Origin of the sequence: uncultured Rothia sp. (assembly GCF_937976295.1) — a bacterium.
Taxonomy (GTDB): domain Bacteria; phylum Actinomycetota; class Actinomycetes; order Actinomycetales; family Micrococcaceae; genus Rothia.
The window spans coordinates 1-16,742 of record NZ_CALJRY010000290.1; the positions used below are offsets into that span (position 1 = coordinate 1).

Annotated in this window: 15 protein-coding genes; 11 read left to right on the forward strand and 4 right to left on the reverse strand. The window is 62.0% G+C overall.

What is annotated here, in order from left to right; translation table 11 throughout:
* Window positions 1-602: glycosyltransferase (locus Q0216_RS07780; RefSeq protein WP_298594295.1), on the reverse strand; the 602-nt coding region annotated here is incomplete at its 3' end.
* Window positions 603-746: 144 nt separating this feature from the next.
* Here Q0216_RS07780 and alr point away from each other — a divergent pair.
* The 5 genes from alr (at window position 747) to tsaD (ending at window position 5,298) form a co-directional block, all read left to right on the forward strand.
* On the forward strand, window positions 747-2,060 hold the full coding sequence (gene alr, locus Q0216_RS07785; RefSeq protein ID WP_298594297.1) for an alanine racemase: 1,314 nt from the start codon (window positions 747-749) through the stop codon (window positions 2,058-2,060).
* The gene (tsaE, locus tag Q0216_RS07790; RefSeq protein WP_298594299.1) at window positions 2,060-2,665 is read left to right on the forward strand and encodes a tRNA (adenosine(37)-N6)-threonylcarbamoyltransferase complex ATPase subunit type 1 TsaE; all 606 of its coding nucleotides are present in this window, start codon (window positions 2,060-2,062) and stop codon (window positions 2,663-2,665) included. The genes alr and tsaE overlap by 1 nt, the downstream gene beginning before the upstream one ends.
* Window positions 2,666-2,688: 23 nt before the next feature.
* Window positions 2,689-3,546, forward strand: a complete 858-nt coding sequence (tsaB, locus tag Q0216_RS07795) for a tRNA (adenosine(37)-N6)-threonylcarbamoyltransferase complex dimerization subunit type 1 TsaB (RefSeq protein WP_298594300.1) — start codon at window positions 2,689-2,691, stop codon at window positions 3,544-3,546.
* Complete coding sequence (gene rimI, locus Q0216_RS07800) at window positions 3,547-4,056, forward strand: ribosomal protein S18-alanine N-acetyltransferase (RefSeq protein WP_298594302.1); 510 nt, start codon at window positions 3,547-3,549, stop codon at window positions 4,054-4,056.
* Window positions 4,057-4,197: 141 nt separating this feature from the next.
* On the forward strand, window positions 4,198-5,298 hold the full coding sequence (gene tsaD / locus Q0216_RS07805) for a tRNA (adenosine(37)-N6)-threonylcarbamoyltransferase complex transferase subunit TsaD (protein ID WP_219100867.1): 1,101 nt from the start codon (window positions 4,198-4,200) through the stop codon (window positions 5,296-5,298).
* 166 nt (window positions 5,299-5,464) lie between these two features.
* On the opposite strand, the gene Q0216_RS07810 is transcribed toward tsaD, so the two are convergent.
* Window positions 5,465-6,613: a glutamate--cysteine ligase gene (locus tag Q0216_RS07810; protein ID WP_298594306.1), complete on the reverse strand. Its 1,149-nt coding sequence runs from the start codon at window positions 6,611-6,613 to the stop codon at window positions 5,465-5,467.
* Window positions 6,614-6,932: 319 nt separating this feature from the next.
* Window positions 6,933-8,432, reverse strand: coding sequence for a THUMP-like domain-containing protein (locus tag Q0216_RS07815; RefSeq protein WP_298594307.1), 1,500 nt, complete (start codon window positions 8,430-8,432; stop codon window positions 6,933-6,935).
* A gap of 226 nt (window positions 8,433-8,658) precedes the next feature.
* On the opposite strand from Q0216_RS07815, the gene groES reads away from it, so the two are divergent.
* The 6 genes from groES (at window position 8,659) to Q0216_RS07845 (ending at window position 15,915) form a co-directional block, all read left to right on the forward strand.
* On the forward strand, window positions 8,659-8,946 hold the full coding sequence (gene groES, locus Q0216_RS07820) for a co-chaperone GroES (protein WP_005505066.1): 288 nt from the start codon (window positions 8,659-8,661) through the stop codon (window positions 8,944-8,946).
* A gap of 106 nt (window positions 8,947-9,052) precedes the next feature.
* Window positions 9,053-10,639: a chaperonin GroEL gene (groL, locus tag Q0216_RS07825; protein WP_298594309.1), complete on the forward strand. Its 1,587-nt coding sequence runs from the start codon at window positions 9,053-9,055 to the stop codon at window positions 10,637-10,639.
* Window positions 10,640-10,946: 307 nt separating this feature from the next.
* Window positions 10,947-12,464 (forward strand): IMP dehydrogenase, encoded by a 1,518-nt coding sequence (guaB, locus tag Q0216_RS07830; protein WP_298594311.1) that lies wholly within the window; start codon window positions 10,947-10,949, stop codon window positions 12,462-12,464.
* 145 nt (window positions 12,465-12,609) lie between these two features.
* Window positions 12,610-13,740 (forward strand): GuaB3 family IMP dehydrogenase-related protein, encoded by a 1,131-nt coding sequence (locus Q0216_RS07835; RefSeq protein ID WP_298594313.1) that lies wholly within the window; start codon window positions 12,610-12,612, stop codon window positions 13,738-13,740.
* A 219-nt stretch (window positions 13,741-13,959) separates the two neighbouring features.
* The gene (gene guaA / locus Q0216_RS07840) at window positions 13,960-15,552 is read left to right on the forward strand and encodes a glutamine-hydrolyzing GMP synthase (RefSeq protein ID WP_298594315.1); all 1,593 of its coding nucleotides are present in this window, start codon (window positions 13,960-13,962) and stop codon (window positions 15,550-15,552) included.
* Between the two features lie 201 nt (window positions 15,553-15,753).
* Entirely contained in the window at window positions 15,754-15,915 is a 162-nt protein-coding gene (locus tag Q0216_RS07845) for a hypothetical protein (RefSeq protein WP_298594316.1), read from the forward strand.
* Window positions 15,916-16,111: 196 nt separating this feature from the next.
* Here the strand turns inward: Q0216_RS07845 and Q0216_RS07850 are convergent, their stop codons facing one another.
* Window positions 16,112-16,588: a hypothetical protein gene (locus Q0216_RS07850; RefSeq protein ID WP_298594318.1), complete on the reverse strand. Its 477-nt coding sequence runs from the start codon at window positions 16,586-16,588 to the stop codon at window positions 16,112-16,114.
* Window positions 16,589-16,742 lie beyond the last annotated feature (154 nt).

The window sequence follows — 16,742 nt, forward strand, 5'->3', positions numbered from 1 at the left end:
TAGTACTCGCCCATCTGCTGCGCCTCCAGGGGAGTATTCACAATCACCCGGCTCGTGGAGCTGCTCATCAGGCGCTCGGCGCGGTAGCGTTCCGCAGGCTCGGGTGCCTCACCTTCGCCGCGGCGCGCATCCTTGGCGGCAGCGGTCGTATGCGGAGTAAAAAGAACGGGAACCGGAGATACGCCCTTGGTCGACCACAGCTGGGATGCGCGAGCCGCCGCCTGCCCCGACAGCCAGTAGTGGGCGTGAATAATATCCGGGGTGTACAGTGCCTGCTCCACGCACGCCTGCGCAAAATCATCGGTGACCGTGGCCAACTCGTTCTTCGACAGACCACGAGCGGACGGAAGATCAAGGCTATGGCGCACGATGCGCTCGCCAGGCTGAGGAGGCTGGCGGAACGGCGAATCAGCCGGAAGCGCCTCGCCACGGTCCAGGGTGAAAACCTCAATCCGCAGCTCTGGATCGAGCTCCAGCATGGCATGCACCGACCGAGCAATATAGACGTTCATGCCGCCTGCATCTCCGCTACCGGGCTGCGCAAAGGGGTCGGTGTGCATGGAATACACGTGAACCGTCCGAACCGGCGGCAGAGTGCTCATCGATGCTTTCCTCTCTCAAAGGTGTACCTGACCTAGTGTAGCGCGACAGGACTTTCGCACACCGTGCGGTCTAGAATTTAGTAGAAGAGAGGCTGCCCAAGCGCAGCCTGTAGTACCCGCCCGCCAGAAGGACCGTGAAGGACCATGACTCACCCTCAGCAGCCTGCCGCACCGCTCTACTGCCCGCCGTGTACACCCGGCCAGGTAGAACGAAGCGCCACGATTGACCTTGATGCGCTGGAACATAATGTGCGCCGGCTCAAGGAACTGATTGGCGAGCGCACGCTTATCGCAGTGATTAAGGCGGATGCGTACGGTCACGGCGCGTACCCGGTGGCTCGTTCGGCTATTGCCGCCGGCGCTGACCTGCTGGGTGTGGTGCACGTGAGCGAGGCGCTGGAACTGCGTGCTGACGGTATCGATGCGCCGCTCATGGCGTGGCTGCACACCCCCTCCACCGATTTTGAGGCAGCACTGCAGGAGAAGATTCGTCTGGGTGTTTCCGGTTGGGATCTGGAGGCGGTAGCCGCCGCCGCTGAACGCACCGGCGAGCGCGCTATCGTGCATCTGAAGGCTGATACCGGTCTGGGTCGTAACGGTGCCACAGCTGCGGATTGGCCTGCGCTGGTGGCTCGCGCCGCCTCCCTGGAGGAGTCTGGGCTGATTACGGTTGAGGGTATTTTTAGCCACCTGGCGGTTGCGGATGAGCCGACCCGCGCCGAGACCGCACAGCAGCTCGACGCCCTGGACACTTTTGTGGCTCAGGCTCGTGAGGCTGGCCTGGACCCGAAGATTGTGCATTTGGCGAACTCTCCGGCGACCCTGACCGCCTCGCTGGAAGGCTGGGATACGGAGGAGCGTCTGCTCGGTGACGGCGTGCGTTGCGGCCTCGCGCTCTACGGTCTTTCCCCGCTGCCGGAGGTTACCGCTGAGGATTTGGGCCTGAAGCCTGTCATGACGGTGGGCAGCTACATTGCCGCCGTGAAGGAAGTTCCTGCAGGTCAGGGCGTTTCCTACGGTCTGCGCTACCACACCGAAAAGCCGACCACCCTGGCGCTGGTGCCGCTTGGCTACGCTGACGGCGTGCCGCGCATTGCGGAGAACGCGCCGGTGCGCATCTACCCGGGCGCGCAGAACGTGCAGGATGGCTCCGTGCCCAATAATGTGGAGGGTAAGACCTACCGCGTGGTCGGTCGCATCGCCATGGACCAGATGGTCGTTGACCTGGGCGAACCCGGCCTGAGCGACCCCGCCCTGGGTTACCTGGGCGCCCCCGCCATCCTTTTTGGTGCCGGTGAGAACCCGCCCGTGGAAGAGTGGGCGGACGCCGCGCAGACCATTAACTACGAAATCGTGACCCGCATTTCGCCCCGCGTGGAGCGCATCTACGTCGGCGGCTCCTGGGTTGAAGCTGAACTGAACGAGCTGTGGGGCACCGATGAAGAGCAGGAGGGCTAATGAGTACTGAGTACATTTCTGCCGCCCTCGACCTGGATGTGACCGGCCCCGACCATACCCGCCGCCTGGCGCTCACCCTTGCGCAGCACCTGAACGCCGGGGATGTGCTGCTACTCTCGGGTGAGCTCGGCGCGGGTAAGACCACGTTCACCCGCTCCCTGGGTGAAGGCCTGGGCGTGCGCGAAGGCGTGATCTCACCGACCTTCGTGCTCTCGCGCGTGCACCCGAACCTGCCGGACGGCCTCCGCCCCGGCGGTCCCGACCTGGTGCACGTGGACGCCTACCGCCTCTCCAGCGCCGAGGAGCTCGACGACCTGGACCTGGAGTTCTCCCTGCCGCGCTCTGTGACCGTCATTGAGTGGGGTCGCGATAAGGCTGAGCATCTGAGCGATTCTCGCCTGGAGCTGGACTTCACCCGCCTGACCGGCGCGGATGCGCGCTTTGCCTACTCGGGTGCCGAAGAGTTCAGCTGGGACGACGAAGACGAGGACGAAAGCGACGATGACGCGGACACCCCCGAACCTCGCCTGCTGCGGGTGCGCGCCTTCGGCCCCCGCTGGGAGCACGCTTTCGACGCTCTGAAAGAGGCCCTGCAGAGCGCCTAGAGCCCGCGCGTTAGAATGATAGGGTGCTAGTACTTGCCCTTGATTCATCCGCCACCGCATCTGTGGCGCTCGCCCGTGTGCACGGCTCCGAAGCCGGCGCGTCCTTCGAAATCCTCGCCCGCTACGAGAGCGAAGATACCCGCTCCCACGCCGAGGTGATGGGCCCCTACGCGCAGGCGGCCCTGCAGGACGCTGGCGTGCGCGGCGAAGATTTGGATGCGATTCTGACCGGTACCGGCCCGGGACCTTTTACGGGTCTGCGTGCCGGTATCGTTACTGCGCGCGCTCTGGGTTTTGCCTGGTCGGTGCCGGTGTACGGCATGATGAGCCTGACCGCGCTGGCTGAACACGCTGTATCTGGCGCGGCTGCCGGTGCCGCCGCGGTGAATGCCGGGGAAGAGAACGCAGAACGAGCGTTCGCTTCTGCTGATCTTGTCGAAGGTGCTGAGCTGCTCGTACTCTCCGACGCGCGCCGCCGCGAAGTCTACTCCGCCCGCTACCGCGTGAACGCCGAAGGCTACAGCCTGGTGGACGGCCCGAACGTATGCCCCGCCTCCGAAATTCTGCCCGGTGAGGCTCCCTCCTACGCCTACGGCTACGGCGCCGGCCTGTACTCCGAAACTCTCGAAGAGCACGGCTGGACCATCGTCGATTCTGCCCGTCAGGTTCACCCCCACGCCGAGTACCTGGTTGCCGCCGCGGCACGCCTGGGCGTGGAGAACCTGAGCGAGGACACCTCCGCCCAGTACCTGCGCGACTCGGATGCAAAGGTCCCCGCCGCAATGCTCGCCCGCCAGCAGAAGCAGGCTGCTACTCAGGGTTCCTCCGCGCAGGCTGCTGCGCAGACTGCCGCGCATGAAACCGGGCAGAAGGAGAGCTAAATGAGCGCTACTGAAAATACCGTGCGGGATAATTTGGCCCTGGGCGCTCGCCTGCGCGTGGCTGAGTTGCCCGATGTGCAGGCCATGCATGCCATGGAGACCACCCTATTCCCCGCCGACGCCTGGCACATCGACATGTTCCTCGAAGAGCTGACCCACCCAACCCGCACCTACTACATGCTCGAATTGCCTGCAGAAGGTTCGGAAGATGACGAGGGTGCCTGGCGCGCTATCGGTTACTGCGGGACCATGGTCGTAGCTGACACCGCCGACGTTCAAACCATCGGCGTGCTCCCCGAGTACGAGGGCCGCGGCTTCGGCCGCGCCATGCTCGAGCAGATGCACGAGCGCGCCCGTGAACAGGGTGCCGAGCGCATCCTGCTGGAGGTGCGTGCCGACAACCCGCGCGCCCAGCGCCTCTACGAACGCAACGGCTACCGTGCGATTCACGTACGCCGCGGCTACTACGATGACGGAACCGACGCCATCATTATGGAATGTACGTTCTAAATACTCCGTTGAGCTAAACGGCTCCAGCAGTAGGGGCAAGCTTCCGCCGCCCTCTACGCCACAGTATTCCCACGCCACAGCATTCCTACATCACTGCAACTAGAAGCACTACGCGCAGATAGCGCAACAGAAAGACGAACTATGAGCACTCGCGAACCCCTCGTTCTGGGCATCGAATCCTCCTGCGATGAGACCGGTATCGGCATTGTGCGCGGTGCACAGCTGCTCAGCAACACCATCTCCTCCTCCATGGAAGAGCACGTGCGCTTTGGTGGCGTGATCCCCGAAATCGCCTCCCGCGCCCACCTGGACGCCATGATTCCCGCCCTCAAAGCGGCACTCGCCGAAGCAGACATCACCCTCGATCAGGTGGACGCTATCGCCGTCACCGCGGGCCCCGGCCTGGCTGGCGCACTCATGGTCGGTGTCTCCGCGGCGAAGGCGCTCGCTATTGCCACCGGCAAGCCCCTCTACGGCATTAACCACCTGGTCGCCCACGTTGGCGTTGGCCTGCTTGAGGATAACGGCACCGAGGACGGCTCCGACCTGCTGGCGAATGCCGGTTCCGGTGGCCTGGGTGCGCTGCTGGTTTCTGGCGGTCATACCGAAATCCTGCAGGTGCGCGACATTACCTCCGATGTGCGTCTGCTCGGCGCGACCCTCGATGATGCCGCAGGCGAGGCCTACGATAAGGTTGCTCGACTGCTCGGCCTGGACTACCCGGGCGGCCCCGCGATTGACCGCGCTGCCGCTGATGGCAACCGCAACGCCTTCGTGTTCCCGCGCGGCCTGTCGAACCGCAAGTTCATGGGCACCGCCGAGGAGCCCGGTGCGCACCGCTACGATTTCTCCTTCTCCGGCCTGAAGACCGCCGTGGCGCGCGTGATTGAAAGCTTTGAAGCAGCCGGTGAAGAGGTCCCGGTTGCCGATATTGCCGCGTCCTTCCAGGAAGCGGTCGTGGACGTTATCACCAAGAAGGCGATGCTTGCCTGCCGCGAGCAGGGCATGAAGACCCTGTTGCTCGGCGGTGGCGTGGCGGCTAACTCGCGTCTGCGTGAGCTGCTTGCCGCCCGATGCGCCTCCGAGGGGGTGCGCCTGATTATTCCGAAGTTCACCCTGTGCACCGATAACGGCGCAATGGTTGCGGCACTGGGTGCTCGCCTGGTTGCCGCCGGCCGTGAGCCCTCGGGCGTGGACTTCACGACGGACTCCTCGCTGCCGGTGACTACGGTCTGTTTCTAAACGGGCTGTTTCTAAGCTACCTGCTTCTACAACAGCTACTTCTCGGAGGTAATGCGAGCGCGTTGAGGTGGCTCGCCTCGAAAATGCTCATAGAAATGCCTCGGCACAGTCTCCCAAGGGACTGTGCCGAGGCATTTTCTATATTCAAACTTTAGGCGGGGCGGCTCTAACGCAGGGCTCGCGCACGAGACTGCGCGGCAACATCCAGCACCACCTCACGCAGAGAGCCGGTCTTCTCAAAGACCGCACGCTGACGATCCGCACCCGTACCCTCGGCGAGGATGCGGCGTACCTGAGCCAGCTCTACCTCGCAGTCAAGGTCGCGTGCCACCGGCTCCAGCTTGGGCAGAAGCAGCTCAAAATCTTCACGCAGGGTACGCTGCACCGGCTCGTTAGAGACCACGATCTTAGCCTCCAGGCCGTAGCGGGCAACGCGCCACTTATTCTCCTGCGCGTGCCAGGGGGCGAGCACCTCAATGCTTTCACCCGCCTCAATACGGCGAGAGAAGTACTCCACCAGGCACTGCGTGAACGCCACGAGCGCCGCAACATCCGGCAGGGAGGCGAGACCATCGCAATAGCGCATCTCAATGGTGCCGTAACGCGGAACCGGGCGAACATCCCAACGGTCCTCGCTCGGGTCGTTAATCACATCGGTCGCCACGAGTGAATCCAGGTAGTCGCTGTACTGCTCCCAGGTATCAAAGTGGAAGGGCAGACCGTTCGTCGGAAGCTGTTGATAAAGCTGGGTGCGGTGCGAAGCGTAACCGGTATCGATTCCATCCCAGTAGGGGGAAGAGCACGAAAGCGCCAGCAGGTGCGGACCGTAGTTGGTCAGCGCGTCAATGAGCGGCAGAACCTTATCGCGGGAGTCAACGCCCACGTGCACGTGCACACCGTAAATGACCATGTGACGGCCCCAATACTGGGCGCGCTCGACCACGCGCTGGTAGCGTTCCTTCGCCACGACCGGCTGGTCAGCCCAGTGGGAGAAGGGGTGAGTGCCGGCGGGGTAGAACTCAATGCCGAGCTCATCGGTAATTTCACGGATGATGTCGGTGAGCTCCTGCAGCTGACGGCACGCCTCAGCGACGGTGCGGCAGATGCCGGTCACCACCTCGAGGGTGTTCTCCAGGAATTCGCCGGTCACGTGCGCCCGGTCGGAGGCGGGCTCGAGCAGTTCGGGGCGGCGCTCGCGCAGGATGGACAGCACCTCGCTGGCGCGCTGGGTCAGTTCGCCGCTTTCACGGTCGATGAGCGCAATCTCCCATTCCACGCCGAGAGTGGACTGCGGGGAGGAAGCAAAGTCGATCATATTGCCTTTCCTGCGTCTGGAAATAGGGTCGTGCATGGTGCCGACTATGGAAGTTATTATCGGTGGGCTCTATCCCGGGCAGACGCCAGCTCAGCTGATGGTCTGCCCGGCCGGTACAGAAGCACCTCTAGTAGGCACTTCTAGTAGGCGCTGTATCTAGTGTACGGTCTGAGGAAGACACGCGCCCTGTCGAGTGCAGAATCCGGAACGGGAAACGTCACGAATCGTCATGAACGGTAACCCGTCCTCGGGTCTGGGTAGCCCGGGGCTGGGCAGTCGGGGTTGAGTAGCCGGGGTTGGGTAGATAGGGCTGGCGAGGCTAGAGCGGGCGCACATGCCAGCCGACGCGGCGCGAATCCCTACCCGAACCGATGCGGGTAAAGACCAGCGTTGCCGGACGGTACGAGGACTCCTGCGCCCTCTCCAGTGCGCCCTCCTGCGCACCAGAAGAAGAATTAGCGTTCTTTTTCTGTTTCTTCTTGGAAGGTTTAGAACCCGCAGAACCCAGCAGACGCGCACGCAATTGCTCCGGAACAATATCCACGCCACGCTTCTTGATCGTCAGAGCCGTAAAGCCCTGCTCGCGCACCCAGCGCTTCAGCTGCTTCTCCTGCAGGGGAATCTCCTCCAGCACCTCGTAGCAGGCAACCAGCGGATGCTCCACCGGCTCGGCAGAACACAGGTACGCCAGGTGCTCATCCAATAGAAACGCGCCAATACTCTGCGCAAACTCAGCGACCAGATGCGAGCGCACAATCGCCGGGGCAGGCTCCAGCAGGTAATCACCGGGCTGCGGCAGGGATACCGGAATGTCGACGCTCTGCTCCGCCTCTTCCGCCGTCAGGGAGCTGCGGAAGCTGACCGCCTCGTACGGTGGCAACAGGGCACCGGCTTCGGCGGAGCTTCCGTCGGAGCCAGTGCTGGAGTCTTCGTGAGAGGTAGCCTCTTGTGCAGTAGCCTCTTGCGCAGGCAGCTCACGCACCGAAGTCGCCGTGCGCGCCACCCCCTCCTGAGCCAGCGCGTTAAACCAGAGCACCAACTCGGCAAGGGACCCCTCCGACTGAATCCACTCCGCCTCAACGCGCGGGTTGGGGTTCGCCTCCGAGGCAATATCTTCGGGCGAGGGGATACCCTCATGCGGAAAACCGGGACCCAGCTTCACGCCCATCGGCACGCCCGTACGCGCCAGATTCAGCACGAACGAGAACGGGGGAGAGAACGCCTCCGGATCAAAAAGGCGCTCCGTCTGAGCCTTCTTCGCACCCCGCAACTCGCGGCGTGCCGGATCCATCCACACAATACCCACCGGCTCACCGGCAGCATCCAGAAGCTCACCGTGCACATAATCGGTCACATCCCCCGAATACACGCGCGCCTGCGGGCAAAACTCAAGGTTCTTCGCCGCAAAAGAAGCCGTCAACGGATCCAACTCCACCGCAACCACGGCACCGCGCGCCGCCGCATACACGGCAGAATCCGACGCAATACCGCACCCCAAATCAGCCACCGTGCCGGCAACCGGGCGCAGACGCTGAGCGCGATAATGCGCAATCACCGGGCGGGTCGCCTGCTCCGCCGCCTCCTGAGTGAGCATGAGGGTGCGGGCGCGCTCGCCGAACTTGGCGCGCGCACGGGTACGAGCTTGCGCCAGCGAAATAATCTGTGCAGACTCCTCGGGGCTGAAACCTCGCGAACGCAAAGAAGTAACGGCGCTGAGCGTATCCGAGCCCAGCGGGTAGAGCTCATCGGCTGCCGCGAGCGCTTCGGCGCTGAACGGAAGCTTGGCGGCGGGAGTAAAAGGGGAGGCGGGAATAGGCATGCTCCTCATTTTACGGGGTGCCGATTTTGGGAGGTGGGGAGCCCGATCTGCTCGGCTTTTTGCTCAGCGTTCGCCTTGCGGTGAAACACCCCGGTACAGGGGCGCTTTTCTTGACCGAAAGCACAGGTGAAACTAGAGTTGAGGTAGCACTCGAGACGGTCATCGGGCGCGCCACTGCGCCGCTGTCTCGCATCAAACGTAAATCCACAACCCGGAGGAACCGATTATGGCTATCAAGCCCCTGGAAGACCGCGTCGTTATCAAGATCGAGCAGGCTGAGCAGACCACCGCATCCGGTCTGGTCATCCCCGAAACTGCGAAGGAAAAGCCGCAGGAAGCACGCGTTGTCGCCGTTGGCCCGGGCCGCGTGGATGAGAAGGGCAACCGCATTCCCGTAGACATCAAGGAAGGCGACGTTGTCGTGTTCTCCCGCTACGGTGGCACCGAGGTTAAGTACCAGGGCGAAGAGTACCTGATTCTCTCCGCACGCGACGTTCTGGCAATCGTCGACTAATACTTTCAGATGCTCATGCGCCGTACCGCTCATCCGGTACGGCGCATGAGCTATCATCTGCCCCTTAAAAATTTCCATTCTGTGACGCACTAGGAGTAGCGAACACATGGCTAAGCAGCTTGAATTCAACGATGCCGCCCGCAAGTCCCTGCAGGCTGGCGTCGATAAGCTGGCAAACGCGGTCAAGGTAACCCTCGGCCCGCGCGGGCGCAACGTTGTGCTCGACAAGCAGTGGGGTGCACCCGTCATCACCAACGACGGCGTGTCCATCGCCCGTGAAATTGAACTGGACGACCCGTACGAAAACCTGGGCGCCCAGCTGGCGAAGGAAGTCGCCACCAAGACCAACGACGTAGCCGGTGACGGCACCACTACCGCAACCGTGCTCGCACAGGCACTGGTCAACGAGGGCCTGCGCAACGTCACCAGCGGCGCGGCACCCGCCGACATCAAGCGCGGCATTGAGGCTGCTGTGGAGGCTGTCTCCGCACGACTGCTCGAGAACGCACGCCCCGTGCAGGGTCCCGAGGTGGCGCACGTTGCCGCTATTTCCGCGCAGTCCGAGCAGATCGGTGAGCTGCTGGCTCGCGCCTTCGAGAAGGTCGGCCAGGACGGCGTCATCACCATCGAAGACGGCTCCTCCACCGAAATTGAACTGGACATCACCGAAGGCATGCAGTTCGACAAGGGCTACCTCTCGCCCTCCTTCGTCACCGACGCTGAGCGCGGCGAAGCAGTGCTGGAGAACAGCCTCGTGCTGCTCTACCAGGGCAAGATTTCCACCATCGCAGAGATTATGCCCGTGCTCGAGAAGATCGTTCAGGCGAAGAAGCCGCTGACCATCATCGCAGAAGACGTTGACGGTGAGGCGCTCTCCGCTCTGGTCGTGAACAAGCTGCGCGGCACCATCAACGTGGTCGCTCTGAAGGCTCCCGGTTTCGGTGACCGCCGCAAGGCAATCATGCAGGATTTGGCAATTCTGACCGGCGGCACCGTCGTGACCGGTGAGCTCGGCATCGACCTGCCTCAGGTCACCCTGGAGCACCTGGGCTCGGCACGCCGCGTGACCGTGACCAAGTCCCACACCACCATCGTGGACGGCGGCGGCGACCCCGAGGCAATCGAGGACCGCGTGCAGCAGCTGCGCCGCGAAATTGAGCGCGTGGATTCCGAATGGGACCGCGAGAAGCTCAAGGAGCGCCTGGCTAAGCTCGCCGGCGGCGTGGGCGTCATCAAGGTCGGTGCCGCAACCGAGGTTGAGGCGAAGGAACGCAAGCACCGCATCGAGGATGCTGTGTCCTCCACCCGTGCCGCTCTGGAAGAGGGCATCGTCTCCGGTGGCGGTTCCGCGCTGGTTCACGCGCTGAAGGCACTGGACGGCATGGACCTGGGCAACCACGACGCAAACGTGGGTGTACAGATCGTTCGCCGTGCCCTGGTTCAGCCGCTGCGCTGGATCGCTGAGAACGCTGGCGAAGACGGCTACGTCATCGTCTCCAAGGTCTCCGAGCTGCCCGTGGGTCACGGCTTCAACGCCAAGACCGGCGAGTACGTGGACCTCATCGAAGCCGGCGTGATTGACCCGGTGAAGGTGACCCGTTCGGCTCTGCAGAACGCATCCTCCATCGCGGCTCTGGTACTGACCACCGAGACCCTGGTGGTTGAGAAGCCCGAAGAAACTGAAGAAGACTAATAGTGTGTGTGCCCGGTGCCGCCACCTCCATCGTGGAGGCGGTATCGGGCACTCGCTGTCGGTAGGCTCGGGTGCGCTCGCGTCCGTGGGGCTCTAGAACCTGCCGGCAGCCTCCCGCTGAGGAATGCTTACTATGAGTGCTTCTCAGCAAAGAAATCTTTAGCGGTTTACTATAGAAGGTAAGCTGCTCCCGTTTGCGCTCAAACCACCTTGTGGGGTGCGAGCAGGCGGTTCGTACCGCATCTTGACATATGCAACGTATAGGCTGAGCTTCTCACCGATGAAGCCAGCATCCGAAAGGTAGACAATGACCATTCCCACCGCTCTGTCCGAGGATCCCTTCGGCTTCACCGGCCTGACCTACGATGACGTGCTGCTGCTGCCCGGCAACACCGACGTCATTCCCTCCGAAGCGGACACCTCCACCCGCCTGTCCAAGCGCATCACCCTGAACACCCCCATCATCTCCGCCGCAATGGACACCGTGACCGACTCCGCTATGGCAATTGCTATGGCACGTCTGGGCGGTATGGGCGTTATCCACCGCAACCTCTCCATTGAGGATCAGGCGGCACACGTGGACCGCGTGAAGCGTTCCGAGTCCGGCATGATCATTAACCCCGTCACCATCGGTGCTGACGCAACCATCGCCGAATACGACAAGGTCTGCGGCTACTACAAGGTCTCCGGTCTGCCCGTCGTCAGCGAAGAGGGTGTGCTGGAAGGTATCATCACCAACCGCGATATCCGCTACATCTCCCGCTCCGATTACGAGGGTATTCGCGTCCGCGACATCATGACCCCCATGCCGCTGGTCACCGCGCACCCCAGCGTCACTAAGGACGAAGCATTCGCGCTGCTGTCCCACAACAAGATTGAGCGTCTGCCGCTGGTCGACGACGCAGGCAAGCTCGCCGGTCTGATTACCCTGAAGGACTTCGTCAAGACTGAGCAGTACCCCAACGCTACCAAGGACGAGGACGGCCGCCTGCGTGCCGGCGCCGCTATCGGCTTCTTCGGTGACGGCTACGAGCGCGCAATGACCCTGGTCGAGGCAGGCGTCGACGCACTGTTCGTGGACACCGCAAACGGCCACTCCCAGGGCGTGCTCGACATGATCGCCCGCCTGAAGAAGGACCCCGCCGCAGCACACGTGGACGTCATTGGCGGCCAGGCTGCAACCCGCCTGGGTGCACAGGCAATCATCGACGCCGGCGCTGACGGCGTGAAGGTTGGTGTTGGCCCCGGCTCCATCTGCACCACCCGCATTATCGCCGGTGTTGGCGTTCCCCAGGTGACCGCTATCAACGAGTCCGCTAAGGCAGCAATCCCGGCGGGCGTGCCGCTGATTGCTGACGGCGGTATGCAGCACTCCGGCGAGATCGGCAAGGCACTGGTTGCTGGCGCTGACTCCGTGATGCTCGGCTCCCTGCTGGCTGGTACCACCGAGTCTCCCGGTGAGCTGATTTTCATGAACGGTAAGCAGTACAAGGCATACCGCGGCATGGGTTCGCTCGGTGCGATGCAGACCCGCGGTCGCCACAAGTCCTTCTCCAAGGACCGTTACTTCCAGGCTGACGTCTCCAGCGAAGAGAAGCTGATTCCCGAGGGTATTGAGGGTCAGGTTCCCTTCCGCGGCCCGCTCTCCGCAGTGATTCACCAGCTCGAAGGCGGCCTGCGCCAGACCATGTTCTACGTCGGTTCCCGCACCATCGAGGAGCTCAAGTACAAGGGTCAGTTCGTGCGCATCACCCCCGCAGGTCTGAAGGAATCGCACCCGCACGACATCATGATGACCGTTGAGGCACCGAACTACCGCGGCTAAAACGCCTCACCAACGATGATTCGCCGCATGGTGTGCACACCGTGCGCCGTTGAGCCCGCCCCATACCCGTTCAGGTATTGGGCGGGCATCGGCGCGAATAACGCCCAGCGGCACCCCTCAAACCGAATTCGAAAGGATTCACCCCATGTCTGAAATTCAGATTGGCCTCTCCAAGAACGCCCGCCCCACCTACTCCCTGGACGATGTGGCGCTGATTCCCACCCGCCGTACCCGCGACCGCCGCGACGTTGACACCTCCTGGCAGATTGACGCCTTCAAGTTCGACACCCCCATCATTGGTGCGCCCATGGACTCGGTCATGTCCCCGGCGACCGCTATTGCGCTGGGCAAGCTGGGTGGCCTGGGTGTGCTGAACCTCGAGGGCCTGTGGACCCGCTACGAGGACCCGCAGCCGCTGCTCGATGAGATTGTTGAGCTGCCCGAGGCGGACCCCGCCTCCGCGACCACCCGCATGCAGCAGATTTACTCTGAGCCGATTAAGTCGGAACTGATTACTGCACGCCTGGAAGAGATTCGTGACTCCGGCGTGGTTGTTGCTGGCTCTCTGAGCCCGCAGAACACCCAGGAGCACTACGAGACCGTGGTGAAGGCGGGCGTTGAGCTGTTCGTCATCCGCGGTGCATCCGTCTCTGCCGAGCACCTTTCGACCTCGCACGAGCCGCTGAACCTGAAGAAGTTCATCTACGAGCTGGATGTTCCGGTCATCGTTGGTGGCGTTGCTGGCTACTCGCAGGCTAAGCACCTGATGCGTACCGGCGCGGCTGGCGTTCTGGTGGGCTTCGGCGGCGGTTCCGCACAGACCACCCGCCAGGGCCTGGGCATCTCCGCACCGATGGCAACCGCTATCGCCGATGTGGCTGCGGCACGTTCGGACTACCTGGATGAGTCCGGCGGCCGCTACGTGCACGTGATTGCTGACGGCTCCCTGGGCCGCTCCGGCGACATGGTGAAGGCTCTCGCACTGGGCGCTGACGCTGTCATGCTGGGTGCTCCGCTGGCTCGCGCATCCGAGGCTCCCGGCCAGGGCTGGTACTGGGGCAACGAGGCGCACTCGCTGGACTTCCCGCGCGGCGTGCGCACCCCGCTGGGTGTTGTCGGCTCCCTGGAGGAAGTCCTGTACGGTCCTTCGCACCACGTGAACGGCACCAGCAACATTGTCGGTGCGCTCAAGCGCGCAATGGCTAACTGCGGTTACCTGAATCTGAAGAAGTTCCAGAAGGCGGACCTGACCGTGGTTCCCGCGTACCGCGGCTAATGTAGCTTCATGAATCACCGCTTGGCGGTTGGCAGGTTTTGGCCTGTCGGTCGCCGGGCGGTGCTTTCTATACGCACGCTCTACCCCCGTTAGGGCATGTGGCGGCACCCCGGGATGGGGGAGCGGCTACGTACCGTCGGCGGCGTACAGCGATAGCGTAAAATAGATATATCCCCGCGCAAGTGCGCGGATTAGTACCAACACGTTGAGGTAATTTTCGTGACCAACTCTGTGAACCTGGACCAGCTCGAAGAGCGTCCCGTCCTGGTGGTAGATTACGGTGCACAGTACGCGCAGCTCATCGCCCGTCGCGTGCGTGAAGCCGGTATCTACTCCGAAATCGTCCCCCACTCCATGAGCACCGAGAAGATGCTCGCCAAGAACCCGGCGGCCATCGTGCTCTCCGGCGGCCCCTCCTCGGTCTACGCCGACGGCGCACCCAAGGGTGACAAGGCCCTCTTCGAAGCTGGCGTGCCGATCTTCGGTATCTGCTACGGCTTCCAGGTGATGGCCCAGACCCTCGGCGGCACCGTTGCACAGACCGGTCTGCGCGAATACGGCGCAACCGACGCTGTGGTCTGCGCTGAGAACTCCTCCTTCCTCACCGGCACCCCCACCACCCAGAACGTGTGGATGTCTCACGGTGACTCCGTGACCGAAGCCCCCGAAGGCTTCGAGGTGCTGGCAAAGACCCCCGGCGCATCCGTGGCAGCATTCGTGGACGAGTCCCGCAAGCTTGGCGGCGTGCAGTGGCACCCCGAGGTGAAGCACTCCGACTACGGCCAGGTCGCCCTGGAGAACTTCCTCTACAATGTGGCAGGCCTGAAGCCCACCTGGTCCACCAACAACATCATCGAAGAGCAGGTCGCAAAGATCCGCGAGCAGGTCGGTAGCGACCGCGTTATCTGCGCGCTCTCCGGCGGCGTTGACTCCTCCGTGGCAGCTGCTCTGGTGCACAAGGCTGTTGGCGACCAGCTCACCTGCTTCTTCATCGACCACGGTCTGCTCCGTGAGGGCGAGCGTGAACAGGTTGAGCAGGACTACGCAGCGTCCATGGGTATCAAGGTCATCACCATCGACGAGTCGGAGCGTTTCCTCTCCGCACTCGAGGGTGTCACCGAGCCCGAGGCGAAGCGTAAGGCTATCGGCCGCGAGTTCATCCGCTCCTTCGAAGAGGCACAGCGCAAACTGATTGCTGAAGCGGGCGAAGAGGGCGCAGACATCAAGTTCCTGGTCCAGGGCACCCTGTACCCGGACGTTGTCGAGTCCGGCGGCGGCGACGGCACCGCAAACATTAAGAGCCACCACAACGTGGGCGGCCTCCCCGACGACCTGACCTTCGAACTGGTTGAGCCGCTGCGCACCCTGTTCAAGGACGAGGTTCGCGCTATCGGTCGTGAGCTTGGCGTTCCCGAGAAGATCGTGGCACGTCAGCCGTTCCCCGGCCCCGGCCTGGGCATCCGCATCGTCGGCGAGGTTACCCGCGAGAACCTGGAGACCCTGCGTGCCGCTGACGCTATCGTGCGTGAAGAGCTGACCGCAGCAGGTCAGGACGAGCACATCTGGCAGTGCCCCGTGGTTTTGCTGGCTGGCGTTCGTTCCGTGGGCGTTCAGGGCGACGGCCGTACTTACGGTCACCCGATTGTGCTGCGCCCGGTCTCTTCGGAAGACGCAATGACCGCTGACTGGTCGCGTCTGCCGTACGACCTGCTGGCTAAGATCTCGAACCGTATTACGAACGAGGTCAAGGACGTTAACCGAGTGGTGCTGGACGTTACCTCCAAGCCCCCGGGAACCATTGAATGGGAGTAATCCCGCTGTGGGCTACCTAGCTTTGTAGCTGGGAGCCTGTGAAGAAGCCGCCCGGTGCATCCGAACGTGGATGCGCCGGGCGGCTCCTTCTGTGAGTATGTACGTTACAGGTACTGGAGATGAACGAAATATAATGTGCTTATGCGTGCTTTGTCTGACATGTGCAGAGTACTAACCTAATGTCATAAGGAGGGGCTAAAGATGTCAAAATCTGATAATGAGCACATTCAAAAGCAAGAGCATGAATCCTCCGTCTATGAGTTTTTCGTCAGTTTTCCCACCCCTGAAGATGGAACAAACTGCTCTGATGAAATCCCCGTGGCGGAACGATCTGCCTCGCAGCGCCCCGTCCCAGACTTTTAGCTTCGAAGTAAGTCGCCTGGTGCATCCGAATGTGGATGCGCCGGGCGGCTTCTTTCATATGAGCGTTTCTGAAAATACTCCGTAGCCTAGATTTTTCGCATGAATTTTAAAGAAAAACACCAAAATATTTAAAACGAGAGTTCAAATAAAAGAACTAAAAACTCTCCACAAAACCACACGGGGAAAAGAAAAACCTTTAATGCGGGTGATGCGGATGACGAATCGAATCACGCCAATGAGCGCTCGACCCCAACCCAAAATGCAGCGCAAAAAACGTACCAAAACAGCAGAACCCAAACGCGCACGCCATATACACGCCGTAGGTCAGCATCATAAACTCAGAATCGTGACTCACTCCCGAAGCGATATTCAACACCAATGAGACGCCCAGAATGACAAGCCACACAGCGCTCGCAGCCGCAATCAGCCAGGAAATAACGCTCAACACCGGGTGAGGCACCCTAAAGGTCTGCTCAGGGCTCTCAGAGGCGGGTACAGTGGCTACAGAAGCTGTAGCAGGGGCAGTAAGCAGAGCAGAAGAAGAGCGCCGCGGAATATGCGCATCAGTATGCTGGCTAGAAGCCTGCGCAGGACGCTTCAGAGATTGCTGGGGGACGCCACCGGATTCGGGAGGGGGAGAATAATACGGTTGCTGCATTGCGGGCTCCTGCATATTTAGTCTTACGGGAGAAGAAACAGCCTAGTTCCTCATCTCGTAAGAAATGAGTGTCTGTGATAGAACGAAAGAATGTGGTGGAAAATATATTCTCTCTCTATATTTCAAGATTAGAAGCGAACCGTATAAAAAACGAGAGCATCAGCGAATA

Coding starts and splice junctions, on each gene's coding strand:
- Q0216_RS07815 (WP_298594307.1), bottom strand. CDS start 8,432: ATGCCTATTCCCGCCTCCCCTTTTACTCCCGCCGCCAAGCTTCCGTTC.
- Q0216_RS07850 (WP_298594318.1), bottom strand. CDS start 16,588: ATGCAGGAGCCCGCAATGCAGCAACCGTATTATTCTCCCCCTCCCGAA.
- tsaE (WP_298594299.1), top strand. CDS start 2,060: ATGAGTACTGAGTACATTTCTGCCGCCCTCGACCTGGATGTGACCGGC.
- Q0216_RS07845 (WP_298594316.1), top strand. CDS start 15,754: ATGTCAAAATCTGATAATGAGCACATTCAAAAGCAAGAGCATGAATCC.
- rimI (WP_298594302.1), top strand. CDS start 3,547: ATGAGCGCTACTGAAAATACCGTGCGGGATAATTTGGCCCTGGGCGCT.
- alr (WP_298594297.1), top strand. CDS start 747: ATGACTCACCCTCAGCAGCCTGCCGCACCGCTCTACTGCCCGCCGTGT.
- groES (WP_005505066.1), top strand. CDS start 8,659: ATGGCTATCAAGCCCCTGGAAGACCGCGTCGTTATCAAGATCGAGCAG.
- Q0216_RS07810 (WP_298594306.1), bottom strand. CDS start 6,613: ATGATCGACTTTGCTTCCTCCCCGCAGTCCACTCTCGGCGTGGAATGG.
- guaB (WP_298594311.1), top strand. CDS start 10,947: ATGACCATTCCCACCGCTCTGTCCGAGGATCCCTTCGGCTTCACCGGC.
- groL (WP_298594309.1), top strand. CDS start 9,053: ATGGCTAAGCAGCTTGAATTCAACGATGCCGCCCGCAAGTCCCTGCAG.
- Q0216_RS07835 (WP_298594313.1), top strand. CDS start 12,610: ATGTCTGAAATTCAGATTGGCCTCTCCAAGAACGCCCGCCCCACCTAC.
- tsaD (WP_219100867.1), top strand. CDS start 4,198: ATGAGCACTCGCGAACCCCTCGTTCTGGGCATCGAATCCTCCTGCGAT.